3 protein-coding genes are annotated in these 2,497 nt (G+C 70.6%); all 3 read left to right on the plus strand.

The window, feature by feature from the left end; all coding sequences use genetic code 11:
• Window positions 1–1,634, plus strand: a 1,634-nt coding sequence (locus tag ACFQ87_RS45600; RefSeq protein WP_380616946.1) for an IPT/TIG domain-containing protein, incomplete at its 5' end; no start/stop codon positions are given.
• A gap of 26 nt (window positions 1,635–1,660) precedes the next feature.
• Window positions 1,661–2,152, plus strand: a complete 492-nt coding sequence (locus ACFQ87_RS45605; RefSeq protein WP_380616947.1) for a hypothetical protein — start codon at window positions 1,661–1,663, stop codon at window positions 2,150–2,152.
• A gap of 59 nt (window positions 2,153–2,211) precedes the next feature.
• A partial coding sequence (locus ACFQ87_RS45610) for a hypothetical protein (RefSeq protein ID WP_380616948.1) occupies window positions 2,212–2,497 on the plus strand: 286 nt, incomplete at its 3' end.

Raw genomic sequence — 2,497 nt, forward strand, 5'->3', positions numbered from 1 at the left:
TGTCGTGGGCGATCGAGGACCCCACCGTGACAGTAGGGGCCGGGCCCATCGGTATAGCCTTCACGCCGAGCGGGCGCTACGCCTATGTGGCCGACAACGGGGGCGGCACGGTCAGTGTGATCGACACCGCCGCTCTGGCCACCGTGGCCACCGTCTCCGGGTTCAGCGGCCCGGTGGGCGTGGCGATCACACCGTCGGGGACTCGGGCGTACGTGTCCAACGCGAGCGCTGGATCCGTGAGCGTGGTCGACACCGCCACCAACGCCCTGACGGGTCCGGCCATTGCTGTGGGCAGCAGCCCGTTCGAGCTGGCGGTGACACCGGACGGCACGCGGGTGTACGTGGCCAACCACGGGGACGGCACGGTCAGCGTGATCGACACCGCCTCGAATGCCGTGACCGCCACCATCCCGGTCGGTGCCGCACCCAATGGCGTGGCGGTGACGCCGGACGGTACACGGGTGTACGTGTCGGACTACGGCGGCGCGGCGGTGAGTGTGATCAGCACCGCCACCAACACCGTGACGGCAACCGTTCCCGTCGGGGCCGGCCCCATCGGGGTGGCGGTGACACCGGACGGCACGCGGGCCTACGTGGCGAACAACGGGGACGGCACGGTCAGTGTCATCGACACCGCGACCAACACGGTCACCGGCGCCCCGATCCCGGTGGGCACCAACCCGGCCGGGGCGGTGAGGAGTCCCGACGGCACGCGGATCTGGGTGGTCAACTTCGGGTCCGACTCGGTCAGCGTGATCAGCACCGCCACCAACACCGTGACCACCACCTACGCCGTCGGCACCCAGCCCTCCCGTGCGGCGATCACTCCGAACGGTCTGGCCACCTATGTGACCAACAGCGGTACCGACACGGTCAGCGTGATCGAACTCCCTGGCGTGGCGCCCGACCAGGGGCCCACCACCGGCGGAACGGTCGTCACCATCAACGGCGTCAACCTGGCGGACGCCACCGCCGTCCACTTCGGCTCCAGGCCGGCCACGATCATCGGCGACACACCGAACCAGGTCACCGTGATAAGCCCGCCCGGCACCGGAGCGGTGGACATCACCGTCACCACCCCCGGCGGCACCAGCAACCCCGCGCCTTTCTACTACATCGGCACGCCCACCCTCACCTCGATCACACCGAACACCGGACCCACGGCCCCCGGTACCACCGTCACCATCACCGGGTACGGCCTCACCACCGCGAACGGGGTCACCTTCGGTACCACCACAGTCCGCCCGAGCAGCACCTCCGAGACCCAGCTCACCGTCACCGCACCCGCACATGGCGCGGCCGGCACCGTGCCCGTCACCGTCACCACCGCGGGAGGAACGGCCGACACCCTCACCTACACCTACACCAATGCGCCGACCCTCACCGCGATCAGCCCGAACGAGGGCCCGCTGTCAGGCGGCACCGTGGCGACCGTGACCGGCGCCGCTCTGGCCACGACCGATCGGGTCACGCTGGCCGGGACGCTCGTGTCCTTCTCGGTGGTCTCCGACACCACCGTCGCGCTCACCACGCCACCCGGAGCCCCCGGCCCCGCGGACCTGACGATCACCACCGCGGGAGGCACCACTACCCTGCCCGGTGCCTTCTCCTACATCTTTGCTCCCACCGTGTAAGAGGACCCGACTGCAGGTCTGGCTGGGTGGACGAGCAGCAGAAGGCCCACCGGGAGCTGATGGACCCCCTGGCCTGCGTCGACTGCGGCGATGTCCCCGAGCAGGAGAGCACCTGGGAGTACGGCCTCCACGGCAGCCACAAGTGGACCCGCCGGCCTGGCGGCCGCTGCTGGTCCTGCCACCAGGAACACAAGGAACGGCTGGAACGGGAGGCCGAAGAGCAACTGGAAGCCGCCCGCACGGCCAACGCCGCGCTGCGCCCGTGTTGGACGTGCCGGGGCTCGATCGGCGGCCAGGCGGGTTCGAGGCTGGAGCCGACCGAGCAGGCCGGCCCCGATCAGCTGGAGCGCCCGGGGTGTGTGAACACCCGTGCCGCGCAGGACTTGGGCCCACTGGTGCTGCCCGCGCCGACCAAGCGGGAGCTGGTGGCCGCGCTGGTCTCCGTCCCGGACGATCCGTGCTCGGAGGCCCGGGTCCTGCACGCGAAGCTCTACCCGGCGAAGGAGCGCAAAGTGTGACCTGTTGGCGTTCTGGCGTGGCTGCCCGCTGAAGCGACAGGAGAACCCACTTTCTTCTGATGGTGCGGGCTGACCCGGGCTTCGGGGTGACCACGCTGCTGGACGCGTATCAGGCGGCGGCCCGAAGTGCGGGCCTGCGGACCTACCGGGTGCCGGTGCTGCCGGCCGGTCTCACCTCCTTGCCGGCCGGAGTGCCGTCGTGGAGCGAACCGGCCGTGGTCGTCATCGACGACCTGCACCGCGCGGACGATCCGACCCTGCTGGCGTTGCACCTACTCGCTGAGGAACTGCCTGTCCGGGCGCTGCTGGTCGTCGCCGGGCGGCACCGCGGGGTCACGCCCGGGA

This window comes from Kitasatospora sp. NPDC056531, assembly GCF_042794375.1.
Lineage (GTDB): Bacteria > Actinomycetota > Actinomycetes > Streptomycetales > Streptomycetaceae > Kitasatospora.